This window comes from Micromonospora sp. CPCC 206061, from assembly GCF_036906915.1.
Taxonomy (GTDB): domain Bacteria; phylum Actinomycetota; class Actinomycetes; order Mycobacteriales; family Micromonosporaceae; genus Phytohabitans.
On sequence record NZ_JBAKHX010000160.1, the window covers coordinates 1 to 6,827 of the forward strand.

At 69.1% G+C, this 6,827-nt stretch carries 6 protein-coding genes; 3 read left to right on the top strand and 3 right to left on the bottom strand.

From position 1 onward, the window contains the following. Positions 1-546 precede the first annotated feature (546 nt). Positions 547-1,623: a hypothetical protein gene (locus V6V89_RS40790; RefSeq protein ID WP_334625082.1), complete on the bottom strand. Its 1,077-nt coding sequence runs from the start codon at positions 1,621-1,623 to the stop codon at positions 547-549. Between V6V89_RS40790 and V6V89_RS40795 the strand changes: the two genes are divergently transcribed. The 3 genes from V6V89_RS40795 to V6V89_RS40805 all read left to right on the top strand — a co-directional run bounded on the left by V6V89_RS40795 (position 1,561) and on the right by V6V89_RS40805 (position 3,440). Then, entirely contained in the window at positions 1,561-1,824 is a 264-nt protein-coding gene (locus V6V89_RS40795) for a hypothetical protein (RefSeq protein WP_334625083.1), read from the top strand. The two genes, V6V89_RS40790 and V6V89_RS40795, sit on opposite strands and share 63 nt — an antisense overlap. Further along, a complete protein-coding gene (locus V6V89_RS40800; protein ID WP_334625084.1) occupies positions 1,821-2,156 on the top strand; it encodes a transposase in 336 nt (111 codons plus the stop codon). The genes V6V89_RS40795 and V6V89_RS40800 overlap by 4 nt, the downstream gene beginning before the upstream one ends. 90 nt (positions 2,157-2,246) lie before the next feature. Next, positions 2,247-3,440, top strand: coding sequence for an aminotransferase class V-fold PLP-dependent enzyme (locus V6V89_RS40805; RefSeq protein WP_334625085.1), 1,194 nt, complete (start codon positions 2,247-2,249; stop codon positions 3,438-3,440). Positions 3,441-3,642: 202 nt separating this feature from the next. Here the strand turns inward: V6V89_RS40805 and V6V89_RS40810 are convergent, their stop codons facing one another. Then, positions 3,643-5,910, bottom strand: a complete 2,268-nt coding sequence (locus V6V89_RS40810; protein ID WP_334625086.1) for a DUF1707 domain-containing protein — start codon at positions 5,908-5,910, stop codon at positions 3,643-3,645. An 81-nt stretch (positions 5,911-5,991) separates the two neighbouring features. Further along, a complete protein-coding gene (locus tag V6V89_RS40815; protein WP_334625087.1) occupies positions 5,992-6,303 on the bottom strand; it encodes an AbfB domain-containing protein in 312 nt (103 codons plus the stop codon). Positions 6,304-6,827 lie beyond the last annotated feature (524 nt).

Below are 6,827 nucleotides of genomic sequence, written 5' to 3' on the forward strand. Positions count from 1 at the left end.
CGAGGGCCACACCCTGGGGAATTACTTGAGCCCAGCCCCGGGGAATTACGTGAGCGACGACACCTCGACACGATCGAGAACGACCTGGTGGAGCGACGCGACCGGGCATCGCAGGAGGGCTGGCTCGGTGAGGTCGAGGGGATCGATGTGACTTTCAGCCGACTCCGCAGCAAACGCGATCAAACCATGCGCCTATGCCGAACCGCCGCACCCGTCCACCTCGGCATCCCATCGAGACCCACCCTCGGCGGCGGGCCAGTAACGGGTTAAGCCGCCCGGCTTCACGGTCGCTCAAGGGAACGCGGCGCCCCAGTGTGTCGAGAGACGTGGATGCGGCTCGAACGCACCAGCACGATTGCCGGCAAGGCGAGGTCCGGATAAGGGCACCGGCATCGGTACGGGCAAGCACGACATCGACGGGGCGCCTTACCTGCCGCAGACGATCACGATCGTCCAGTTTCTCTTGACTGGTGCAGAGAAGTGTGGCGCATCGCCACCCGCCCCTTCCAGGGCTCGCACGTCGCCCCGTTCCCGCTCGACCTTCCGCTACGCGCGATCGTTGCCGATCGTGTAGTGAAGAGCTGCCTTTCTGGTGATCCCGATGGCCGCGGCCATCATGCGCGGATCGGCAAGCTGGGCGAGATCGGACAACCGAGTCTGGCGTAGGACCTGGGGCGTCGGGGCGACCGTCGTGAGGATCCGTACGGGAAAGTCGATGGAGCAGGGCCTGTTGTGCTGCCGGCTGTGGTGTGTCACGAGCAGATACCGGTTGTCGGGCGCTGTTGTCGGGCGTTGCTCGAGGCAGGCCCGGATCGCGTCGATGGTCAGCGGGTCGAGCGGCACCGGGTGGCGGCGGTTGTGTAGTCGAGCGGATGCCTGGTCGATGTCGATGTCGATGTCGATGTCGATGTCGATGTCGATGTCGATGTCGATGTCGATGTCGATGTCGACGTCGACGATGGTCAGCATACGCACGTCGTTGTTGCTGGCTGCGTGCAGGAGGCATAACAGGCCGACCACGCGTTCGCGTGGGTCGGTGTCCTCCCGCCGCCACCGGTCCAGCAGTTGCCGCTGCCGGGCAGGTTCGGTCAGCGGACCGGCGTATCCCTTGCGCTGGCTGCGGCGCAGGTCGGCAGCCGGGTTGATCAGGGTGATCTTCCGGCGTCGGGTGAAGGCGAAGAAGGTGCGCAGCGCCGGAATGCGCTGGGCAGTGTTGGAGATGAGGAAGCTTTCCAGGTCCTCGGCGGCCACGGCAGCCCAGTCGTCGATGTTCCGGGCATCGAGGTGGTCGGCAAGTTGGAGCAGGACGTTGATGCGGTGGGCGATCGTCTTGTCGCTGAGGCTCGCCCCGCCGTAGAGACGTGCGCGGCGCTGTTGAGCGACCAGGTAGTCGACGAACTGCCCGCCGGCTGGCCTGAGCCTGGCCGGCAGGCGGTCCAGTCGTCGTTGTCGCAAGGCGTGTACTGCGGCATCGGTGTTGTCTGCGTGTGTGCCATGGCGGGTGAAGAATTTTTCCCACCCGGTATCTCGATCCGCTTCGGCAAGCTCAACCACTGCACCATGAACGACGACGACCCCATCGGCGCCAAGTGCCTGGAAGACGCCATCATCCCGGACGGGCACCGCGGCCCCCTGCTCGACCGCTGCCAGCCCAGCCGCTGCCCCAACAGCATCATCGCCGCCGAACACATCCCGATCTGGACCGCCGAGCAGTCTTCCCTGCAGCGGATGCTGGACACCGACACGCTCGCCCCGAACCACCGACGCAGCATCCAGGCCCAGCTCAAGGAAGTCGACCGCGTCCTCGACCGGAGCACCCAGTGACCGAACAGCCGCGATCCACCACCCGGCAACGGCTCCACGAGGCGATGGAACGCCTCTCCTCGGCCTTGTCAAGGTCGTCCACCAGTTGGTCCCAGCTTCGGGGCGACAGCTCGGCCCTGCCGGTGTCGAAGATGGACAATGTCGACCTACCTGCGTTGCACGCGTTCGTTCACGGCCTACGCATGGACCTGCCAGCCGTCGTGGCCGGACTGACCGTGTCCCACAGCAACGGCCCTATCGAAGGCGCCAACACGAAGGTCAAACTCCTCAGACGGCAGATGTACGGCCGAGCCGAATTCCCGTTCCTGCGACAGCGGATCCTGCTCGCATAGACCGATCACGTCGACCACCCTTTCTGCGCTGGAGGCGTTATCCTTCGACTCAGACCGAAACGGCTGGTCTGCCCGGCTATAGTTGCGGCCGTGATCTTCGATGTCGAGCGCGCCCGGCGCGATACTCCGGGCGCGGCTCGGGTGGCTCATCTGAACAATGCGGGGGCGGCGCTACCTCCGGTGCAGGTGACTGAGGCCGTGATCGCTCACCTGAGGAGGGAAGCGGAGGTAGGCGGGTACGAGGCCGCTGCAGCCGCCGCCGAGCAGGTTGAGGGCACCTATACGGCCATCGCCCGACTGATCGGCTGCAACGTCGAGGAGCTCGCGGTGGTGGAGAACGCGACCCGGGCGTGGGACATGGCCTTCTACGGCCTGAGGTTCGAGCCCGGTGACCGAATTTTGACTGCGCGGGCCGAGTACGCCAGCAACGTCATCGCCTTCCTTCAAGTCGCAGCTCGCACCGGCGCCGTCGTTGAGGTTGTCGACGACGACGAGTCCGGGCAGGTGTCCGTGCCGGACCTGCGGCGACGCCTGAGCGAGGGTCCGAGCCCGGTGAAGCTTGTCGCGATGACGCATGTCCCGACTCAGGGTGGCCTGGTGAACCCGGCCGAGGAGGTCGGTGCCGTGGCTCGAGACGCCAACGTGCCGTTCCTGCTCGACGCCTGCCAGTCAGTCGGGCAGCTACCCGTGGACGTGGATCGGATCGGCTGCGACCTGCTGTCGGCGACCGGCCGTAAATTTCTGCGCGGTCCGCGAGGAACTGGCTTCCTCTACGTTCGCCGGAGCATGCTCGACCAGTTGGAGCCACCGTTCCTGGACCTGCACGCCGCGACCTGGACCGCACCGGACCGGTACCAGATCCGTCCCGACGCCCGGCGGTTCGAGAACTGGGAGACTAACTACGCCGCCAAAATCGGCCTCGGCGTCGCGGTGGACTACGCCATGTCCTGGGGGCTAGACGCAATCGAGGCGCGCGTCACCGCCTTGGCCGATCGCCTTCGCGCGCAACTGCAGAGCCAGGACGGTGTCCACGTGCACGATCAAGGTCGGCGGCGCTGTGGAATCGTCACCTTCACCATCGATGGCGTACCCGCCCAGCAAATTCAGCAGATCCTCACTAACAATGGTGTCAACGTGAGCGTGTCCTTGGTCGACTACGCCCGCTTGGACCTTCCCAACCGGGGCCTTCCCGACCTGGTCCGGGCCTCCGTGCACTACTACAACACCGACGACGAACTGGACCAGCTCATCGCAGCTCTGCCCAGTCCCGCCATCCGCGCTTGAACCTTCGTGGTCGAGGTGGCGCGTCACACGGGGATGCGGACGTTGATAGCCAACAATGAGCGCCATGTCGTCGTCTCCGCTGCGGTGCTGCCTGGAGCTCCCACCTGGCCGCCTCGACTTCCCTGAGGGGTGTGGTCACACGAAATCAAGCGCTGCGAGCTCATGGGGGGACAGCGGAATTCCATGCTGAAGGACGTCCTGATCATGAAGGGCCGAGCACGGTGACCGGTGGCGTGCCTTCGGCCGCGGGGCTGACGAAGACGTACCGGTCGCCTACCTGGCGAAGCTCGAAAACGTAGGCGGATACCTTCTCCTCCTTCAGATCGTCGAACCGCACCAGGGTCCGGACCTTGCCGTCCTGAGGGGACACCGCGCTGAGCTGGTAGTCGAAGAAGTCGATGGCGACCGTCGCGACGACGGCGCCGTCCCCGACGCCGATACTCCCCACCGAGTAGTACGTTTCGGTGAGCCACAACCGGCGGCCGTCGGTGAGCGAGAAGCCGGCGATGGCGGTGTCCTGGGTCTCGCCGGGCTTGCGAGCCGGCGCCGCCAGGACGTCGCCGAGCACGGCGACCCGGTACGCCGGCCGCGACATGAAGGAGTACGGGAACGCGCCGACGGCCAGGTCCATGTCAGCCTGCGCCTGGGCGATGGTGGCGCGCCGCCGGCCCTGGTCGTCGAACGCGACGAACGCGCCGCCCGCGTCGCTGGTGCGGACGACGACCGGGTCGAGGGAGAGCACGACCGTCGCCTTGGTGCTGCCCCACTCGTGGTCGCCGTCGTCCTGGGTGCTGAGGCGGAGCGGCGCGCGCCACCGTTCCGTGCCGGACGCCACCTCGACGAGCGCGAGCGTGGCGGCGCGGTTGGCGCACGCGGACACGAGCGCGGCCACGTCGGGGCTGGCCGTGACCGAGTACGTGCGGCAGCCCTTCGCGACCGGCAGCCGCCATTTCCGCGTGTTGGCGCGCGCGTCGACGGCGACGAAGCCGGTCGGCTCCCGGATGATGGCGGTCTCCCCGACGACCGCGACCTCGTCCCCGCTCCGGTGTTCGCCCCCGAACCCTGGCCGCGGCCGCTGCCACAACGACCGCCCGGTGCCCAGGTCGACGGCGACGAGCGTGGTGCATTCGAAGCTACTGGCGGGCGCGTAACCGATGACGCCGACGTTGCCGTCGACGGTGCCGCTCATCGTGCAAAGCTCGTGCTCGGCCGGCACCGGGAAGGTCCACGCGACGCGGCCGTCCGCCAGGTCGTAGGCGACCAGGCGGTCGAGTCGGGCCCGGATGACCGCGCGGTCGGTGATCCAGCTGCCCTGACCCACCACATTGGAGGGGCGGTCGAACGGCGCGGTCCACAGCACGTCGATGTCCCGCCCGGCGGGTCCGCCGCCGTCGCCGCGGTCGATGAACGCGGCGACACCCACCACCACCGCGACCACGATCACCACCGCCGGCACGGCCACCAGCGGGATCCACCAGAACCGTGGCCGCCGCCGTGGCGTCCGGTCGGCCGGCGGCCGGTCGTCGGGTACCACCAGATCCCGCAACAGCGGCCGGAGCGCGGCGGCGGTGCCGGCCGCGTACGCCTTCTGGACCCGGTCGTCGTACTCGTCGAGGGTGAGCCGGCCGTCGTCCAGCGCGTGCTGGAGCTCCTGCGCGGCCAGTTCGCGCTCGGCGTCGGTGAGCCGGTGCCGCCGGTTCAGCGCCAGCAGCGACCGGGCCGTCGCCCGGCCACCGGTCGCCGGCGTCAGATCCGCCAGCAGCGCGGCCAGCTCGCGGTCCTGAGTGGCCGCGTGGGCGGCGGCGACCCGCTCGGCGTGCTCGGCCGCGTCCAGCTGGCCCGCGGCGTGCGCGTGGTCGAGACGCCGCACAGCGCGGCCCCGCTCGGCCGGGTCGGCCCGCTCCGCGAGGTCGATGGCGAGCGCGTCCAGGTCACGGTACCGCCGGGCGCGCCGGATCGCGGGGCCCAGGTCGCGGTGCTCGTCGGCGCTCAGGAGGCCGTTGGCCTTGGCCGCCGCCAGCTCATCCAGCACCGCCTGCCGGTCGGCGTCCGAGACCAGGAGACCTTCGCGCGCCGCGTCCGGCGGTCCGGGTACGCCGTCCAGCATCTTCGGCAGATCCGCGTACGTGGTCGCCGACGCGACCCCGGCGAGCCGCCGCTCGTGTTCGGCCGTGGTCAACCGGCCCTCGGTCAGGGCGTCGGCGAGCCAGCGGATGGCCTGTTCCCGGTCGGCCTGCCGGATCCGCAGGTGGCCGGCCCAGTCCCGGACGCCGAGCTGGCTGGGCAGGTCGGCGAGCAGATCGTTGACCTCGCCGACCGACTTGGCGTCCTGGACGGCCTGGGCGCGGTACTCGTACTCGGCCGCGTCGAGCCGGCCCTCCCGCAACGCCGCGGTCAGGACGCTGGCGGCCCGCTGCCGGTCGGCGCCCGACGCGCGCAGCGCGTCCCGCCGCCGATCATCTGTCGTCACGGCCGGCCATCATAACCCCCATGATCAAGGCGTCCCTCAAGTCGCTCTAACGACTTGAAGGACGCCTTGATCAGGATTGGGTTAGCTGAGGAGGAAGCGGGTGCGGGGGCCGTCGGCGGGGCCGGCGGTCAGCCGGCCCTGGTCGTGGGTGAGGAACTCGCCGGTGGGCAACTGGATCGACACGCCCGCGGTGCGCGGTACCCGGCGGAAGCTGGTCCCGACCAGGTCGAGCCGCACCGCGCCGTCCACGACCCGGACGTACCGGTCCGGGAGGTTGACCGACTGGATGATCTCGGTGCCGTCGCCGGCGACGCCGGCGACGAAGCGGAACTGGCTGTCCGCGAGGGCCCGCACATCGGCGTCGACGCGCAGCGTCGACTCCGCGTGCCGCACGAACGCGGTCCGCGCGTCCGCGGGGACAGGCGCACGATCGGCCCACCCGCGCCGCACTGGGGGACAGCAATCCGACGAACGTTGAGGTGGACGATGAGTGACCTGAGGCAGCTCGAACAGTGGGGAGCGACGCTGCGGCCGCCGTCGGGGGCACCGGCCCGCCTGCGGGCACGTGCGCTGTCCGGCACGCCCGCCCGGCGAACCCACCCGCGTCATCCCCAGCACACCACCGTCGGCAGGGCGAATTCTCTGCACCAGTCAAGACCCTGCGGTCGGTTCGTGCAGCCGATCTCTGACCACGGCGCGATCGGGTCCCAGCGCGATCTGGATCGCAGCGCCGAGGTGAACGTCCCCAAGCCCCCGGACAGGAGGACCGACTACTCGGTCAATGGGCCGACCAGTCGCCACAGCCAACCGGCGTACGGACAGTGATGGACGGCGACAGCCGGCGCGCTTTGTCAGCGGCAGATCCGGATACTCACTCGGGGCGGACCTTGGAAGATTTGACCGGTTCTGGGCGGTCA

Coding starts and splice junctions, on each gene's coding strand:
- V6V89_RS40795 (WP_334625083.1), top strand. CDS start 1,561: ATGAACGACGACGACCCCATCGGCGCCAAGTGCCTGGAAGACGCCATC.